Source organism: Streptomyces sp. Ru71, from assembly GCF_002920535.1.
Lineage (GTDB): Bacteria > Actinomycetota > Actinomycetes > Streptomycetales > Streptomycetaceae > Streptomyces.
On sequence record NZ_PQSS01000192.1, the window covers coordinates 1 to 214 of the forward strand.

At 62.1% G+C, this 214-nt stretch carries 1 pseudogene; it reads left to right on the forward strand.

What is annotated here, in order from left to right:
* Positions 1 to 214, forward strand: a pseudogene (locus C3489_RS38180) (hypothetical protein); the annotation flags it as partial.

Genomic DNA, 214 nt, shown 5'->3' on the forward strand with positions numbered 1-214 from the left:
ACATGATGCAGATGCGTCAGATTGCCGGTATGCGTGGTCTGGTGTCGAACGCCAAGAACGAGACGATCCCGCGTCCGATCAAGGCGTCCTTCCGTGAGGGTCTGTCCGTGCTGGAGTACTTCATCTCCACGCACGGTGCCCGTAAGGGTCTGGCGGACACCGCCTGCGTACCGCCGACTCGGGTTACCTCACCCGTGTCTGGTCGACGTCTCCC